Genomic DNA, 293 nt, shown 5'->3' on the forward strand with positions numbered 1-293 from the left:
AGTCGATGATCAGCTGATATCTGCAGCCGTCTTCAAACGTCTGGTAAGGCTCCACTTCAATGCCACTCACATCCTTTACCAACTGCGTAGCAAGATGAGTCCAGCTGCGCTGTGTTTCGCACTCTATCGCCGGAAGCTGCTCGGTGATTTCGCTAGGCAGCGCAACCTCTTGCCACTGCCCTTCTTTCCATAGGTACAGAGGTCCATCTCCATAATGTCCTTTGATATAAATAGAGCCCTGACTGCCATGGAACACGATATGGTCTTCGTTAAAGCGTGGGGTTAACCCGCCA

Annotated in this window: 1 pseudogene; it reads right to left on the reverse strand. The window is 50.9% G+C overall.

Annotation, left to right across the window (positions count from 1 at the left end):
- Positions 1 to 293: pseudogene (locus AB4585_RS25265) on the reverse strand (gfo/Idh/MocA family oxidoreductase); the annotation flags it as partial.

The sequence above is a fragment of the Vibrio sp. 10N.222.49.C9 genome (assembly GCF_041474985.1).
Taxonomy (GTDB): Bacteria; Pseudomonadota; Gammaproteobacteria; order Enterobacterales; family Vibrionaceae; genus Vibrio; species Vibrio crassostreae_C.